Origin of the sequence: Streptomyces sp. NRRL S-337 (genome assembly GCF_000720175.1) — a bacterium.
In the GTDB taxonomy this organism is placed as follows: domain Bacteria; phylum Actinomycetota; class Actinomycetes; order Streptomycetales; family Streptomycetaceae; genus Streptomyces; species Streptomyces siderophoricus.
In genome coordinates this window covers 1-452 of record NZ_JOIX01000186.1, presented here as the reverse complement: position 1 = coordinate 452, position 452 = coordinate 1, and the positions used below count along the sequence as shown (strand labels likewise).

Below are 452 nucleotides of genomic sequence, written 5' to 3'. Positions count from 1 at the left end.
GCGCAGAGTCCTCTGCCAGCACCTAGGTCGATGTCTTTGTTGTTCTTGGCCAGGTTCCTCAGTTTCTTTCCGGCCGTGTCCAGTCCCTGCTCCACCGTGTGCGGGTTACCACTGCGGAGGCTTGCGGATAACTCTGCGAAGAATCTTGGGTCCTTCCTGGCTATGGTGTTGGTGAGGGTCGTGATTGCCTTGCGCACTTCGGGTGTGTTGTTTTTGGCGAGTTCGTGGTCCGGGTCGTGGAACAGTGGACTCTTGGCGAGCTTCTTTCCGACTTCGCCCTGGCCGAAGAAAATGCCGGCGAAAAGTGCCTTGCCGTCCGCGTCTGAGTTGTGTCCGACGGATGGAGCGATCTGTTGGATTGGAGTGGGAGCCGGAGAGGCTGCTGCTGCGGAGGTGACTCCACCCACGACGACAGCGGCAGAGACCACCGCTGCCAAGACACGCTTCTTCAC

Annotated in this window: 1 pseudogene; it reads right to left on the bottom strand. The window is 59.3% G+C overall.

The features are described 5' to 3' along the window. Positions 1-437, bottom strand: a pseudogene (locus IG62_RS47645) (hypothetical protein); the annotation flags it as partial. Positions 438-452 lie beyond the last annotated feature (15 nt).